Genomic DNA, 13,919 nt, shown 5'->3' on the forward strand with positions numbered 1-13,919 from the left:
GTCACTCGATACTGAAGTGGATGCTGTAGTTCACCGTTTCGCCGCGCCGTGCGCTCGCACGCATCTGGTAGACCTGCACGCTGTAGGTTCCCGAGGCCGGCAACGCGCCGCTCCAGTCCTGACCGACGGAGCCAGCGCCCAGGGCCGTCGACTCGCCCGGCTTGTCGCCCGGAACGAAGAGGTTGAAGTTGGCGTTGCTGCTACCGGTGACGCCGACTTTCATGTGTTGCCCGGCCTTGGCCGAGAGGGTGTAGAGGACCGTGTCGTAACCCTTGAAGCTGCCCTTGATGGCGGTGCTGCTCGCGCCCTTGGCGAAGTGCACCGGGACCGTCGTGACGGTGTCGGCAGCCAGTGCGAATGAAGGCGTGACGCCGAGCAGGCAGAACAGCAGCAGTGAAGTTTTCATGGTGATCAAGCTCTCGTTTGGCTAACAGGAAATGGCAAGCCTCATGACGCCGCCCGCCAGTGGTGGCTGGCGACATAGGCCAGGAACTCGTCGCGTGGCATCGCCTTGCCGAACAGCCAGCCCTGGCCGTAATGCACGCCGCGCTGACGCAGGTACTGCAATTGTTCGTCGCTCTCGATGCCTTCGGCCACCAGCAGCAACTCCAGCTGGCGGGCCATGGCGATAGTGTGGTCGGTCACCGGGCAAGGCGTACCGGCCGACAGCGACTGGACGAAGGAACGGTCGATCTTCAGCAGGTCCAGCGGCAGGCGCCGCAGGTACTGCAGGCTGGAATAGCCGGTGCCGAAGTCGTCCAGGGCAATCGGGTGGCCGGCCTCGCGGCTTTGCGCCAGCGTGCGGTGCGCGGCGTCGATGCTCAGCAGGCTGCCCTCGGTTACTTCCAGCCAGATGCTCTGGGCAGCGATGCCCGCACGCTGCCGCGCTTCGAGCAGGCGCGGGAGGAAGTTCCCGCTCGCCACGTCCTGCGCCGACAGGTTGATCGACACATGCTGCAGCTGCCCGGAAGCGAGGCTGGGGCCCAGCTCGCGGCAGGCCGTCGATATCACCTGCGCGGTGATTGCCTCGATCAGGCCGCTGGATTCGGCCAGCGCAAGAAAACCTTCCGGCATGACCACCGAGCCATCCGCGCGAGGCCAGCGCACCAGGGCTTCTGCGCCAATGCAGCGGCCGTCGCGCAGGTCCAGGATGGGCTGGTAGAAGGCGCTGAACTCGCCGTTGGCCACCGCTCGCGTCAGCATCGCCAGCGGCGACAGACTGGCACGCACTCGGCGCGCCACCAGCCAGCACCAGAGGCCGGACAGCAGCAGCGCCAACGGTGCGAGCATGAGCAGCTCGCGCCACAGATCGCGAAGAATTTCCTCGCGGGTGACGGCCGCCACCGTTTGCCAGTTGCCATGCCTGACCCGGGTATACAGATAGCCGTCGCGCAGCGTGGTGTGCGGTTCGCCGTGGATTCGCGCGAGGAAGTGGGCAAAACCGCCCGCGGGCGTTCCCAGCCAGTGCCCAGCCGGCGTACCCAGCGCCAGGCTGACACCGGGCGCGAGGGAAGTCTCGAGGAAATGTTCGGGGTCGATCAGCAGGTTGAACGCGGCATCGCGCAAGGCCAGCATCGGCTTGGCCGACGCCACGGAGGGCTGCACGTTGATCGACACTGCGATGCCGTCAGCGGTGCGCAGGTCTTCCGACCACTGCTCCAGCGCGTGCCCTTCCACACCCCAGGAGCTGCAGGCGAATACCTCTTCCTCGACGTACCCCACCGCCTTCACCGCCAGCGTGTCGATCACCAGCAGGCGCATCTGCTCGATGCCCTCTGCCGAGCACGGCGGTAGCGGTGAACGGTTCAGCTCGCGCAATGCAGCGGCAGCCTGGGCGACGGTGCTGTCGGCGCGCTGCGAGGCGAGCCTGGCCAGGGTCTCCAGACGCTCCGCGGTGTGCTGCACAACCAGGGTCCAGGCCAGGTAACCAGTGCCGGCCATTAGCAGAGCGACACCCAGCAGGCCGGCACCGATGCCGGTCCTGACGATGCGAGCGCGACTCATGTGGGTCACCTTGAGGTGAAAGTGGGAGAGTTTTGTAAGCGCATTCTTTCCCTGCAATCGCCTCGTGAGGATGCGAAATCCAGTCAAGATTTGTAGGAAAATGATTACACGAAGGCGATCAGCATGCCCTAGAGTCAAACCCACACCAGGGGGACGAGATGGCGCGAATACTGATTGCCGACGAACACCCGATGACCCGTTACGCGGTGCGCATGCTGCTGCAGGCGGAGCGCCACACGGTCATCGGCGAGGCCTGCAACGGTCTCGAGGCGCTGAGCCTGACCAGCCGCCTGGCGCCGGACCTGCTGATCATCGATATCGACCTGTCGCAGCTCACCGGCCTGGACGTCATCGCGCGCCTGCGCGGCCGTGGCATGACGCTGCCGATACTGGGCTACAGCACCCAGGACTCCGAGCACTATGTCGGACGCTTCCTGCAGGCCGGCGCCTCGGGCTTCGTCAGCAAGCACCAGGACATCGACCGGCTCAAGGAAGCCCTGGCGGTGCTGCTGCGCGGACACAGCTACTTTCCCGCCGACATGCTCGGCAGCGTGCACCGCGGCAGCCTGCAGGAGAACGATGCCGAGCGCGTCGCCGCGCTGTCCAACCGCGAGCTGAGCGTGCTCAGCCTGCTCGCCAGCGGTTACAGCAACCAGGAGATCGCCCACGAGCTGACCATCAGCGAGAAGTCCGTCAGCACCTACCGGGCGCGCATGCGCAGCAAGCTCAACCTCTCCAGCATGCTCGAGCTGATCGACTTCGCCCGCCGCAACCGCCTCGCCGCGCCCGCCAGCGAAACTCACCCAGCGGCCGCCGAGGGAGGCGAAGCGCCCCTGTGGCGCGCCATGGTCGAGAGCCTGCCGGCAGCCTTCTACGTTCGCGATACCGAAGCACGCCTGGTGTACGCCAATCCGGCGCACCTGGAGCTGTACCAGGCGCAGCTGGACGATGTGCTCGGCACCCGCACCACCGAGGTGGACTGGTACCCGCCCAGCGACGCGCGCAACATGCTGCGCTTCCTGCAACGCGCCATCGCCCAGGAGCAGCCTTTCAACAAGGACATCGAACTCAGCGTCCATGGCGAGCGCCGCGTGCTGCACCACTGGGGTACGCCGTATCGCGATGGCGACGGCAAGCTGCTCGGGATGATCTGCTGCAGCACCGATATCACCGAGCGCTACGACCAGCTCAACGAGCTGCGCAGCCGGGCCGAAGCCAGCGAACTGGCGCACCAGCAACTGACCGACCTGTTCAGCAGCGCGACCAGCCACCTGAACGAGCGCATCCAGGCCCTCGCCGACACCCTCGAGCAGCCCGGGCCGTCGTCTCTCGGCCAGGCCCTGTCGATCCTCGAGGAGCTGCGGGTACACGGCGCCTCCCTCAAGCGGGCGCTCATCGCCCAGGAACAGGTTCCCCTGCTGCCGACGCGGCTGGACGAGCTCGCCACCGAGGTGCTCGACATCCTGCACGTCGCGGCCGAGCAGAAGCAGCTGCGCCTTGAACTGGACATCGACAGGCGCTCGCGGACAACCCTGCTGGTCGACGCCAAGTCCCTGCGCGAGGCCCTGCGGCACCTGGGCCTGTATGTGATCGACCTGGCCGAGGACGGCGGCGTCCGCCTGCGCATCGCCGCCAGCCCGAGGCAGGAGCGGATGGACGTGCGCATCACCATCGAAGGCCTGCCGGGCACCCGGCGCCGCGAAATGCGCGCCTATTCCCTCGCCGAACTGACCCGCGACTATCCCGCGCACACCTCGTCGCGCAACAGCCTCAGCCTGAACATCGCCCAGCACCTGATCAGCAGCATCGGCGGCGAGCTGCAGGTTTCCCATGCCCCCGGCCAAGGCTGCTGCGCCGTCGTGGACCTGCAGCTGTCTCGCCAGGAGCAGCACCCCTAGCACGGGCTCGGCGCGCGCCCGTCTGCCGAACCGCCGCACGGGAAAAGCCTCGTTCATACGATCGTACAGGCCCCTGCGCGGCACTTCTTACCTTGGGTGAATTGTCCCTCCGGGCCCATCCCTGCACCCTCTGCCTCCCCCTTGCCGGCCTCTGGATACGGGCTCCTGCCGCCTGTAGCCGGCAAAAGAAAGCTGCCTGCCCGGCCACTTATAAATTCAACAAAGGTTGTACCCATGAGCGTGTTTGATGTCATTGAACATTCCCCGGTATCGAAATTTCACCGGAAACTGCTGCTGGCCTGCTGCGGCGGGCCCTTCCTCGACGGCTACATTCTCAGCCTGATCGGCATTGCACTGATCGGCTTCGGCCAGGACATCGCCGCCACTTCGGTGGAAACCGGGCTGATCGGCGCGGCCTCGCTGCTGGGCATCTTCTTCGGCGCGACGGTGTTCGGCGCCATCACCGACCGCATCGGCCGGGAAACCATGTACGCCCTCGATCTCACCGTGCTGGTGCTCGCCTGCGGCCTGTCCGCCTTCGTCACCGAGGCCTGGCAACTGATCGTGCTGCGCTTCGTCATCGGCCTCGCGGTGGGTGCGGACTATCCCATCGCCACCTCGCTGCTGACCGAGTTCACCCCGTCCAAGCGCCGTGGCTTCATGATCGGTGTATCCGGCCTGGCCTGGTCCTGCGGCGCGATGACGGCGTTCATCGTCGGCTACCTGATGGTTTCCTGGACCGGCGACCATTCGCTGTGGCGCTGGATGCTGTTCAGCGGCGCAGTGGTCGGCATCATCGTCGTGCTGATCCGCCGCGGTATCCCGGAATCGCCGCGCTGGCTGGCCAGCAAGGGGCGTATCGAGGAAGCGCAGCAGGTGATCAGGCTGGTCTACGCCAAGGACGTGGTGATCACCCCGGCGGATGTCGCCGAGCTGAACGACGGCGGTCGCCACCGCTCGTGGAAGAGCGACCTGAAGATGATTTCCTCGGGCGGCTACCTCAAGCGCACCATCATGTGCGGCATGCTCTACTTCGCGCAGATCACCCCGCAGTACGTGCTCTACACCTTCGGCAGCATGATCCTGCTGACCGCCGGCATCAAAGGCGAGAACTCCTCGACCCTGGGCGAGCTGATGATCGCCATTCTCTTCGCCATCGGCGTGATCCCGGCGCTGAAGCTGGTGGAAACCTGGGGTCGCCGCCCCATGGTGGTGGTGCCCTTCGCACTGATGGCACTGCCGCTGCTGGCCCTGGGCCTGTGGGCGGATGCGCCGGCCTGGTTCATCGTCGGCGCCTTTGCCTTTTATGCCTTCGTCTCCGGCGGGCCGAGCATCCTGGAGTGGATCTACCCCAACGAGCTGTTCCCCACCTCCGTGCGCGCCACCGCTGTCGGCGTAGCGGTCGGTTTCAGCCGCATCGGCGCAGCCACCGGCACCTACCTGATGCCGATTGGCATCGAGTCCATCGGTTTGCAGGCAACCCTGCTGATCGGCGCGGCGATCACCCTGCTGGCGTTCTTCATCTGCCTGGCCTGGGCGCCGGAAACCAAGGGCCGCTCGCTGCAGCAGTCGGCATCGCTGAGCCTGGCGACCTGATTCGTTATCCAGCCTGCCCCCCAAGCCCATCGGTGACCCCGGTGGGCTTTTTTGTGGGCGAGCTACCGGCGTTCCGGTAAGAGCAGACCTTGTCCGCAAGCCGTTCCCGGCCGTGCCGGTCCTGGTTCGCGAGCAAGCTCGCTCCTACAAAAAATGCCAAGCCCATCTGTAGGGCCGAGGGGGACGCCTAGTCCTTGCTCGCCAACATCGAGGCACATGGCATCCGGATGGACAGGCGAAAGTCGAGCACCGAAGCAGTCGTCTCACCTCGAAATCCCGCCCCTCCACCCACAAAAAAGGCCGCCCGAAGGCGGCCTGAAAGTGCGGGCGGGACCGCACACCGGGAAACGTTACTGCTTGGCGGCCCAGGCGTTGAAGCGCTGCTCCAGCTGCTCGCCATGGTCAGCCCAGAAGGCGGCGTTCATTGCCACCTGACCGGCCAGGTTGGCCTCGTCGGTGGGCATGTTGCTGCGGCGCGCGGCGTCCACCAGCGGGACGGCGGCACGATTCACCGGGCCATAGGCAATCTGCTGCGCGTAGTTCTTCTGCGGCTCGGTCTGCAGCACGTACTGGATGAAACGCAGCCCTTCTTCGGTGTTCTTCGCGCCCTTGGGAATGGCGAAGGCGTCCATGTCGTAGATGCCACCGTTCCACACCACGCGCAGCTGGCTTTCATCCTGCACGGCGGCGATCCGGCCGTTGTAGGCGGAGCTCATCACCACGTCGCCGGACGCGAGGTACTGCGGCGGCTGCGCACCGGCTTCCCACCACTGGATGCTCGGCTTGATCTGGTCGAGCTTCCTGAATGCGCGGTCCTGGCCTTCCTTGGTGGCGAGCACGCTGTACACATCCTTGGGCGCCACACCGTCGGCCATCAGGGCGAACTCCAGGGTGTACATGGCGCCCTTGCGCAGACCGCGCTTGCCGGGGAATTTCTGCGTGTCCCAGAAATCCGCCCAGCCGGTGGGCGCGCTCTTCAGCTTGTCGGCGTTGTAGGCCAGCACCGTGGACCAGACGAAGAAGCCCACGCCGCAGGGCTGCACCGCGCCGTCCAGCAGTTCAGGGGCGAGCTTGGCAATGCCCGGTTGTTCGCCGATCTCCTGCAGCAGGCCCTCGTCGCAGGCGCGCGCCAGTTCCGGCATCTCCATCTCGACGACGTCCCAGGAAACGCTGCCGGTGTCCACCTGCACCTTGACCTTGGCCATTTCGCCGTTGAACTCGTCGGCGATCAGCCGGCTGCCGCTCTGCTGCATGTAGGGCTGGTAGAAGGCCTTGACCTGGGCGGCCTTGTTGGCGCCGCCGTGGGAGACCACGGTGAGGTCGGCCAAAGCAGGGAAAGTCGCCGCGCAACCCAGGGCGCAGGCGATGGAGGAACTCAGGATCTTGTTCATTGTTATGGTCTCCGGTGAGTGGACGGCCCGCCTCGCGGCAGGCGGCGCCATCCGCGGCCTCGAGGGCTTGCATGGCGCACTGCCAGCTAGTCTTGGGGCACGCGGGCAAGCTCCACAATCAGACGGAACTACAATTCGGAAGACCCCGCTCGTATCCCGGTACGAAGCCTGCGATATCCACTCAAGCCAGGCGCGACAAGGCCTCGCGCTTGGTGGCATGCTTGCCGGCCGTCTCTCTTCGCTGCGGACCCGCCATGCCTTTCCATATCCAGGACATCCTCGACAACGCCTCCCTGCGCACCCGCCTGCTCGGCGGCAGCGAAGGCGTCGGCCGGCGCCTGCGCTGGGCGCACGTGTGCGAGCTGGCGGACCCCACCGAATGGCTCGGCGAAGGTGACCTGCTGATGACCACCGGCATCGGCATTCCCGCGCAGGCACAGGCACAGCGCGACTACCTGCAACGCCTGGCCGGGGCACGGATATCGGGGCTGATGATCGGCGAGAACATGCAGGCGCCGGCGGATATCCAGGCACTGCAGGACGAAGCCTGCCGGCTGGGTTTCCCGCTGCTGATGACCGACTACGCGGTGCCCTTCTCCGCCGTCACCCGCGCCATCGTCGACGCCAGCAAACAGGAAGAACACGAACGCCGTAGCGCCGTGACGCGCATCTATGAAAGCGCACGCATCGGCTTGCGCGGGCTGGGCCTTGCCGGATTGCTGCGGCGACTGTGCAGCGACGTCCGCACCCAGCTCTACCTGTTCGATACGGCCACCCTGCAGCCCTGGCAGGAGGGTTTGCCGCCACTGCCGGACAGCTGGCGGGCGATGCTCGCCCAGCGCCGTTCGGTGCCGGACACCGTGACCCGCTGCAGCAATGGCGAGCAGGAAGCACTGGTGATGCCGCTGCCGTCGTTGGCCACCTGCGAGATTCTCGCTACCGGCGGCGAGCTGCTCGACTACGGCCTGCTGCACCACATCGTCGCGGTGCTGGGCATCGAGCTGGAGCGCGCCCAGGTCGAGCACGAGCGCATGCTGCGCCTGGGCTCGGAGTTACTGGATGACCTGCTGCAGCAGCGTCTCACCGAACGCGCCGCGCAGGAACGCCTGGTACAGCTGAACTGCCCGCTAGAAGCCGCCTGCCTGGTGCTCGCGCGCGCCACCGGCGAACTGCCGAAGCACTGGCAGCAGCGCCTGCAGCGGCTGGGAATGGGGCTGCTGGTGCGCCACCAGGGCAACGAGCTGATCCTGCTGCTGAGCGACCCGGCACAGGCCCAGGCCCTGCAGGCTGAATTGGACTGCACACTCGGTCACAGCAACCCGCTGGGGCATGCATTGCGTGCGGTCGAGGCATTGCGCGAGGCACGCCTGGCGCTGGCCCATGCCAACCGCCAGCGCCCGCTGGTGGCCTACGCCGATGCGCAGGGCGAGCAGTCCTGGCTGCCGGCGAGCCTGGAAGAAGCGCGGCGCGTGCATCGCCGGGTACTGGGTGCGCTGGCGGATTACGACGCGCAACAGGGTGGCCAGTTGCAGCACACCCTGCGCGTCTTCCTCGAACAGAACCGTTCCTGGCAGAAAGCCGCGCAGCTGCTCAACGTACACAAGCAGACGCTGGTCTACCGAATCCGCCGCATCGAGGAAATCACCGAGCGCTCGCTGGACTCCACCGAGGACGTCGCCGTCCTCTGGATCGCGCTGCGCTCAGCGCAGATTGCCGGGATGGACCTGGGGGTCAGGGAATGATCACGAAGCTCTTGCGCACCGTCTCGCGGATATCCCAGGTGCCCTGACAGTTCGCCGGGAACAGCACGGCGTCGCCGGCGCGCAGTTCGATGGGCTCGCCGTCGTCCGGGATGAACAGGCAGTGGCCGCTGACGAAATGGCTGAACTCCCGCGACAGCACCTGGCGCCGCCAGCGGCCGGGCGTGCATTCCCAGACACCGGTGAGCAGCCCGCCCTCGCCTTCCTCGGCGTGGGTCGCGGTGCTGGACACGGGCGCACCCAGGGGTTCCTTCACCGGCTGCGGTGCCGGCAGTTCAAATCCGGCGGTGCCGGTAAGCAGAATCGGTTGGGGCATCAGGCGCTCCTTCACAGGTCTTTGTCTTCGAGGCCCGCCGGCGCGAAGCCAACGAGAATGCGGTCAAGCCAGGCGCCCTTGCGGTTCTGCGCCTCGGCCTGCTCCTTGCGTTGCACCGCACCGCGCACCATCAGGCCGCCGATGTAGCGCAGCGGTTCGAGCGGGAAGCGCTTGGGCTGCCGGCCGACCAGGCCGCAGCGGCTCCATTCGTCATCGAGGCCCAGCGCGAGGCTGGCGAGGATGCGCCCGCCCAGGCGGCTCGGGCCGACGCCGTTGCCGCTCCAGCCGATGCCGTAGACGATGTGCGGCGCGCCGTTCAGATGGCCGAACACCGGCAGGCTGTCGTAGGTGCGGTCGATCGGGCCGGACCAGCTATGGGTCACCGGCACGTCGTGCAGTTGTGGGTAGGTGCGGCGCAGGTCCTGTTCGGTGTCGTCATTGAGCTGCGGGTTGTGGTCGTAGCCCTCGTCGATGCGGCTGGCGAAGCTGATCATCCCGGTGCCCTTGCCAAAGGCGATGCGGCCGTCCCGGGTGGTGCGGTAGTAGTCGACCATCAGCTGCGAATCGGTGACGGCTTCGCCGCCGGTCCAGCCGATCTGCTCCAGGCGCTCGGGAATCGGCGCGGTGGCAACCACCGTGCTGGTCACCGGCAGGATGGTGCGGCGCAATTCGGGAATCGCCGCGGCCCAGGCGTTGGTTGCCATCACTACCTTGGGTGCGCGCAGTTCGCCGCCGGGCGTGCGGATCACGGCCGGCTGGCCGCGATCCAGGCTGAGCATCGGGGTGTTCTCGAAGATCCGCACGCCCTTCTCCAGCGCCACCCGGCGCAGGCCGCGTACCAGGCGGGCCGGCTGTACGGTGGCGTTGCTGGCCTCCAGCACGCCTTCGAGGTGCTTCGGCGAGCCGGCGCGGCGGGCCACTTCGCTGTCGGAGAGTGACTGGAAGACCGGCTCGCCGAGGCGCTCGCAGGTCTGCTGTACGCCCTTCCAGGCGCCACGTTGCGCATCGGTGGTGGCGGTCCACAACCAGCCTGCGCGGCGGAAGTGTGCGTCGATAGCGTGAGCCTTGCAGAATTCCTCGATCTCGCCGATGGCCGCCGCTGAGGCACGGGCCAGGCGCAGCGCCTCATCCTTGCCGCACTGTGCGGCCAGGGAGCTGATCTTCGGCCACCAGGACATGACGAAACCGCCGTTACGCCCCGAGGCGCCGCCGCCGCAGATGTCGCGCTCGATGATCGCGATGCGGCAGTCGGGCTTGAGTTCCAGCAGACGCAGCGCGGTCCAGAGGCCAACGAAGCCGCCGCCGACGATAGCCACGTCGACATCGAGGTTGCCCTCCAGGGCAGGCAGCGGAGTCAGCTCGGAGGCGATTTCCTCCAGCCACAGGGAACGTTTCATGTGCGGATTCCAGGTTGAACGGTAGTGCGCCACTGTCCTGTGTCAGGCCAGTGGCGAACAATCGTCCGTTCCATGCAATCCGGGGTGAGGCCTCATACGAAGATATGAAGCCGAAGGGCTCCTGCGAGTTACCTCTGCGTCATGGACAAACCCTCACCCTAACCCTCTCCCAGAAGGAGAGGGGACCGTTCGGTGCAGGATGAAACCGTCGTGTCAGTCGGCTCGGACTGCCCCCTCTCCCTCTGGGAGAGGGCTGGGGTGAGGGAAATACGTCGCGACGGACTCCCCAGGGGAAGGCTGTTGCTCCTGCGCTCAACCCTTGGCTTTCTTCGGCGCCAGGCCCGGTTTGGCGAACTTCACGATCAGCCAGTTCTCCGACTTGCCGTGCTTAACCGTGACCTCGGCCACGCGAATGTTCGCCGGCACCGTGGCCAGCACCTGGCGGGCGTCCAGGCCCGGCTTGATGTACTTGTCGAGCTGTTCGTAGAGGCGGTAGCTGATCATGCCGTTGCGCAGCGCATGGGTCTCGAAGTCGCCGATGGCCTTGGCGTCGGCCTCGGTGCGGTTCGGGTTGAGGGTATGCGCCAGCACGTCGACCACGTTCTTGTCGTCGGCGATCGCCACCAGCATGAAGCGCTTCGCCACTTCCTGCAGCACGCGCCGGTACGCCGCGTCGTTGTATTGGCTGTACAGCACCGCCTCGACCAGTTTCTGCTTGTCGAAGGTCAGCGCCAGGCGATAGCGCGTGCCGGCATAGTCGACACCGTCCTTGCAGCGCGCGGTGACGCCCATGGGCTGCAGGCATTCGACGAAGCCCTGCTGCTTGCCGAAACCCTTCTGCGCCGCGCCGTAGTTGTACTTGCCGAACAGCGGGTCAGCCGCCGACGCCATGCCCGCCACGCACATCAACAGTGCGCCCATTGCCCATCTGCCCATCACACGCATGTCCTGATCAATGCAAAGGACGCGAGGATAGAGGATTCGCAGGATCTATGGTCACCGGATGTCGATGATCGGCGACGGAGAAATGCAGGTTCGCGAGCAAGGACTAGGCGTCCCCCTCAGTCCTACGAAAAGCTCTGCAGAGCTGACCTGTAGGAGCGAGCTTGCTCGCGAACCCGCACGGCACCGATCAGGACCGTAGGGCGCATAACCTGGAACAGGTTATCCGCCAACCGATTTGCGGCGGATAACGCTGCCATGTAATGCGCCCTGCGCAAAACCTCGGTCAGGACGCTCAGTCGAAGCGATACTCCAGCCCCGCCCCCGCATACCACGACCGCCCTGGCGCCGCCTCGTAGTAGCGGCCGTTGCTGTCACCGACGATCACCGAGCCGACGTACTGGCGATCCAGCAGGTTGTCCAGCCGCACCAACTGGTGGAAGGTCCAGGGCCCGACATGCTGCTCGAAGCGGGTGCGCCAGTTGAACACCGCGTAGCTGGGCGCCGGCTTGTCCTCGTTGCTGTCCTCGACGTAGACCTTGCTGCGGTACTGGCCTTCGAAGCCCATGCTGATGTCGTCCTGCGGCTTCCACACCAGCTCGCCGAACAGGCTGCTGCCGGGCACGCCGGGCAGGTGGTTGCCCTTTTCGATCACGCTGCCGCTCTCGACGAAATCCTCGTCATAGGTGGCGTCCAGCCGGGTGTAGGCGAGATTGGCTTGCCAGTGTTCGGAGAGATCGCTCTGCACGCCCAGCTCGAAGCCCCGGCGCAGGGTCTTGCCGGCGTTCTGGTAGCTGGTGCGGCCGTCGGTGGAGGTGGCAACGACGATCTCGTCGTCGGTACGGATTTCGAATATCGCCGCGTTGACCCGCGTGTTGCCGGCAACCTTCGCCTTGAGGCCGACTTCGTACTGGGTGCTGGTGGCCGGATCGAGGCCGAAGTTGAAGCTTTCCGCCAGTCCCGGCGCGTAGGCCATCTCTGCCTGGGTCGGCGTTTCGAAGCCCTTGCCGGCACTGACATAGCCATGCAGGTTCGGGGTAAAGGCGTACATCACCGACAGCGACGGGTTGTTCTGCTGGTACTTCTTCGAGCCGCTGGAATCGCCGTTGCTCAGGTAATGGTCGTCCACTTCCATCTTCATGGTGCTGTGGCGCAGGCCGGCGTCGAAGGTCCAGTTGCCCAGCTCCCAGCGCGCCTGCACATAGGGGTCGAGGCTGGTGGCGATATCGTTCTCGTTGCGGCGCATCTCGCCCTTCACGCCGAGCTGGTCGCCGCTGAAGTTCTGGAAGCCCTTGCGGTCGTCTTCGCTACGGTCGTAGTCCACCCCGCTGGTGACGGTCAGCTCACCCGGCACGCCTTGCACCGGCTGGATCCAGCGCAGGGTGCCGCCGTGGAATTCGCGGTTGAAGTCCACCACCCCGCCGCCGCGCTGGGCATTGGACGCCACGCCCTTGGGGATCGACAGGTACTGCACCACGCTGCGCTGGCCGGCGTAGAGGTTGAACTGCAGGGTCGCGTCGCCGAAATAGCGCTCGTAGTTCATGCCCAACTGCTGGTGGTCGATGCTCTTGCGCGTGTTGTACAACTCGGCAGCCGGCGCCACGGAACGCGGGTCGTGCTGGTACGCGGCCCAGGTCTGGCCCAGCGGGTCCTGCGTGCCGTTCTGCTCCAGGCTGCTGTAGATCAGCGCCAGGCGGCTGTCTTCGTCGGGCTTGAAGTTGAGCTTGGCGAAGGTCTGGTCGCGGCGCGCGGCGCTGTGGTCGCGGTAGCCGTCGGTGTCCATGCGCGAGGCGTCGAGCAGGAAGCCGGCCTGCTCGGTGCCGCCCTCGGCATACAGGTGGTTCTTGTTGAAGCCGTCGCTGCCGAAGGTGGTTTCCGCACCGACTTTCGGCGGGCCATAGCCGTCGCGGGAGAACATCTGGATCACCCCGCCGCTGTTGCTGCCATAAAGCGTCGAGGCCGGGCCGCGGAGCACTTCGATGCGCTCGGCGACATCGAGGTTCAGCGTTGCCGCCTGGCCCTGGCCGTCCGGCGTGCTGGCCGGAATACCGTCGCTGAGCAACTTCAGCCCGCGAATACCGAAGGCCGAGCGCGCGCCGTAGCCACGGGAGGAAATCTGCAGGTCCTGGGCGTAGTTCTGGCGGTTCTGCACCACCAGGCCGGGCACCCGTTGCAGCACTTCGGAGGCATTCACGCCGAGCTGGCCGTCACTGAGCTGCGGTTGCTGCACGGTGTCGATGGAGAACGGCAGGTCAAAGCTCGATACCGGCGCATAGGCGCCCGCCACCACCATGGGCGCAAGCTGCACTTCACTGTCCGCCTCCGCGGCTTCGGCGCGGGTCAGTTGGCCGTGGGCGACGCCGCAGATCAACAGCGGCAGCAGTTTGAGTGGGACAGGTACGACAGAGCGGGTAGCAGGCACGGCGACGGGATTCTTCTGTAGGACCGAACGGCGATGCTGCCAGTCTCGGCAGCCGCTGCACAGGGCTTTCGTGGGTCGGGATGTTGTGAGTGGTCGAGCGTGCAAAAGGCTAATCCATTCGTCTGCGCTCTGATCTTCGACTATTGTACTATCTAGTTAATTAGCATGCTAAGCGTATAATCGACCGATCCAA

At 66.0% G+C, this 13,919-nt stretch carries 10 protein-coding genes; 3 read left to right on the plus strand and 7 right to left on the minus strand.

Annotation, left to right across the window (positions count from 1 at the left end):
* Nucleotide 1: 1 nt before the first annotated feature.
* Together N5C91_RS10700 and N5C91_RS10705 are read right to left on the minus strand one after the other, a co-directional pair.
* Nucleotides 2-406, minus strand: a complete 405-nt coding sequence (locus N5C91_RS10700) for a hypothetical protein (RefSeq protein WP_236200325.1) — start codon at nt 404-406, stop codon at nt 2-4.
* A 41-nt stretch (nt 407-447) separates the two neighbouring features.
* Entirely contained in the window at nt 448-2,004 is a 1,557-nt protein-coding gene (locus tag N5C91_RS10705; RefSeq protein ID WP_279829500.1) for an EAL domain-containing protein, read from the minus strand.
* A 158-nt stretch (nt 2,005-2,162) separates the two neighbouring features.
* Here N5C91_RS10705 and N5C91_RS10710 point away from each other — a divergent pair, with 158 nt between their 5' ends.
* Both N5C91_RS10710 and N5C91_RS10715 read left to right on the plus strand, forming a co-directional pair.
* Entirely contained in the window at nt 2,163-3,902 is a 1,740-nt protein-coding gene (locus N5C91_RS10710; protein ID WP_279829501.1) for a response regulator, read from the plus strand.
* Nucleotides 3,903-4,136: 234 nt separating this feature from the next.
* On the plus strand, nt 4,137-5,498 hold the full coding sequence (locus N5C91_RS10715) for an MFS transporter (RefSeq protein WP_279829503.1): 1,362 nt from the start codon (nt 4,137-4,139) through the stop codon (nt 5,496-5,498).
* A 350-nt stretch (nt 5,499-5,848) separates the two neighbouring features.
* Here the strand turns inward: N5C91_RS10715 and N5C91_RS10720 are convergent, their stop codons facing one another.
* A complete protein-coding gene (locus N5C91_RS10720; protein ID WP_279829505.1) occupies nt 5,849-6,889 on the minus strand; it encodes an ABC transporter substrate-binding protein in 1,041 nt (346 codons plus the stop codon).
* Between the two features lie 254 nt (nt 6,890-7,143).
* Here N5C91_RS10720 and N5C91_RS10725 point away from each other — a divergent pair, with 254 nt between their 5' ends.
* Nucleotides 7,144-8,631, plus strand: coding sequence for a PucR family transcriptional regulator (locus N5C91_RS10725; protein WP_279829507.1), 1,488 nt, complete (start codon nt 7,144-7,146; stop codon nt 8,629-8,631).
* On the opposite strand, the gene N5C91_RS10730 is transcribed toward N5C91_RS10725, so the two are convergent.
* From N5C91_RS10730 to N5C91_RS10745, 4 genes are all read right to left on the minus strand, one after another.
* Nucleotides 8,621-8,965, minus strand: coding sequence for a cupin domain-containing protein (locus tag N5C91_RS10730; RefSeq protein WP_279829509.1), 345 nt, complete (start codon nt 8,963-8,965; stop codon nt 8,621-8,623). The two genes, N5C91_RS10725 and N5C91_RS10730, sit on opposite strands and share 11 nt — an antisense overlap.
* 11 nt (nt 8,966-8,976) lie before the next feature.
* Nucleotides 8,977-10,362, minus strand: coding sequence for an FAD-binding oxidoreductase (locus N5C91_RS10735; protein ID WP_279829511.1), 1,386 nt, complete (start codon nt 10,360-10,362; stop codon nt 8,977-8,979).
* Between the two features lie 312 nt (nt 10,363-10,674).
* Complete coding sequence (locus tag N5C91_RS10740; protein ID WP_279829513.1) at nt 10,675-11,298, minus strand: hypothetical protein; 624 nt, start codon at nt 11,296-11,298, stop codon at nt 10,675-10,677.
* 301 nt (nt 11,299-11,599) lie between these two features.
* Nucleotides 11,600-13,597, minus strand: a complete 1,998-nt coding sequence (locus N5C91_RS10745) for a TonB-dependent receptor (RefSeq protein ID WP_279829570.1) — start codon at nt 13,595-13,597, stop codon at nt 11,600-11,602.
* Nucleotides 13,598-13,919: the final 322 nt, after the last annotated feature.

This window comes from Pseudomonas sp. GD03903, assembly GCF_029840045.1.
Lineage (GTDB): Bacteria > Pseudomonadota > Gammaproteobacteria > Pseudomonadales > Pseudomonadaceae > Pseudomonas > Pseudomonas pseudonitroreducens.